We start from the raw sequence: 1,493 nt of genomic DNA, 5'->3' as shown, positions 1-1,493 counted from the left end.
GGCGGATTCATGGGGTGCTCGCAACACCGTGTGGATTTGGCCCTGGTGGTTAGGCCTCCTGGAGTAGATCACGAAGACGCTCGGCTGGGGTTGCCCAGTCGAGCGTCTTTCGTGGTCTGGCGTTGAGCTCTTGGGCGACGTACTCCAGCTCTGCGTGGCCGTGGACGCTCAGATCGGTGCCCTTGGGGAAGTACTGGCGCAGCAGCCCATTGGTGTTCTCGTTCGAGCCGCGCTGCCAAGGTGAGGCCGGGTCGCAGAAGTAGACCGGCATGTCGGTCGCCATGGTGAACGAGGCGTGGGCAGCCATCTCGGATCCTTGGTCCCAGGTCAACGACCCGCGCAGGTGCTGCGGCAGGCGATGCATCGCCGCGACGAGCTGGTCACGCACGGTGACCGCGTCGTGGGTATCGGGCAGGTGCAGCAGTATCACGTACCGGGTCGAGCGTTCGACCAGCGTCCCGATGGCCGAGCCGCTGTTCTTGCCGATGATCAGATCGCCTTCCCAATGGCCCGGGACGGCGCGGTCCTCGACCGCGGCGGGCCGGTCGCTGATCATGATCATCTCGTCGATGAACCGGGGCCGGCGCACTCCACGGGCCTGCGGTTTGCGGCGGGTGCGGCCGGTACGCAGCGCGGTCTGGACCTCGCGTTTGAGGCCGCCGCGGGCCTGGAAGTACAGGGCCTGGTAGATCGTTTCGTGGCTCACGCGCATGCTCTCGTCGTCGGGGTGGTCGACCTTGAGCCTGTTGCTGATCTGCTCCGGTGACAACTTCCGTGACAGCCCATCGACGACGTACTCGCGCAATGGACCCACTCGCGCCAGCTTCGAGGCCTTCGGGCGAGCCCGGGTGTCGGCGGCGTCGCGGTGTGCCCGGTGAGGCATGTACCGGCCCCGCTCGTCGCGGTGCGCGGCGACCTCACGAGTGACCGTTGACGCAGGACGGCCCAACCTCGCGGCGATCGACCGCATGGACTCGAAGTTGACCAGCCCGTCAGCGATGGCCAGACGTTCCTGCAACGACAACAACCTGCCCGTACCCACGACCTCGTCCATGGGCCTGTTCCTAGCCGCCCGCGTGGCCGGTGGCCCGGTGACGCGCCCATCCGGGTAGATCGTGCGGCCGTGGCTCTTACGCACACCACGCATCCAGTACCGACCGGTCTGAGTTGTCACCCCGACCCGGACTGCTGCCCGAGCGTGATGCATCCCCGCAGCGATCAACGCGTCGAACTCGGCACGCTGCTGAGGCTTGCCCAACGGCTGCGGCCGTGCCGGGAAGCGCCCGGCCGCGACCAGCACCCGCCGCGCGGTCGAATGCGAGCACCCCACGGCCCTGGCAGCCGCGCCCACAGAGCCTGACTCGTCGAACACCGCCACGACCCGCGCGATAACCGCCGGCGTGACCACAACAGGCGAGCGTCTTCCCCTCGAAACGACCATGGTCCTCGCAACTCCTCAGATCGAGGTGTTGCGAGGACCATGTGAACCGAAG

General features: G+C 67.4%; 1 protein-coding gene. It reads right to left on the bottom strand.

Annotated elements, in window-relative coordinates; genetic code table 11:
- Positions 1 to 49: 49 nt before the first annotated feature.
- On the bottom strand, positions 50 to 1,207 hold the full coding sequence (locus AB4Y78_RS15575; protein WP_441715066.1) for an IS30 family transposase: 1,158 nt from the start codon (positions 1,205 to 1,207) through the stop codon (positions 50 to 52).
- Between the last annotated feature and the right edge of the window lie 286 nt (positions 1,208 to 1,493).

Source organism: Janibacter sp. RAF52 (genome assembly GCF_052114035.1).
Lineage (GTDB): Bacteria > Actinomycetota > Actinomycetes > Actinomycetales > Dermatophilaceae > Janibacter > Janibacter hoylei.
This window is presented reverse-complemented; position numbering and strand designations above follow the sequence as displayed.

What these genes read in the sequence shown, in the direction of transcription:
- AB4Y78_RS15575 (WP_441715066.1), bottom strand. Translation starts at nt 1,207, where the DNA reads ATGCATCACGCTCGGGCAGCAGTCCGGGTCGGGGTGACAACTCAGACC.